Genomic DNA, 203 nt, shown 5'->3' with positions numbered 1-203 from the left:
TGCAGTTTCAAGGCTATATTCTGCCCCGTCCTGTTTTGGTTATAGGTATCCAAAGAGTTCATGTAATCTTTGGTCGCCAATTCCGCATCACGTTCAAAATTCTGAATCCCTGCATCAAAAGGCACCATGGTATTGTATTTCGCTTTCAAAACAGACAGCTCATTGTCAATAGACCTTAAGCTTCCTTTCGCCTGGCTAACAGT

1 protein-coding gene is annotated in these 203 nt (G+C 42.4%); it reads right to left on the bottom strand.

Annotated elements, in window-relative coordinates; translation table 11 throughout:
* A partial coding sequence (locus AC6CH7_RS26565; RefSeq protein WP_498265574.1) for a hypothetical protein occupies positions 1-203 on the bottom strand: 203 nt, incomplete at both ends.

The organism is Pedobacter sp. GQ55 (genome assembly GCF_059758925.1).
The sequence above is the reverse complement of the archived record's forward strand: the minus strand, read 5'-3'. Positions and strand labels throughout refer to the sequence as shown.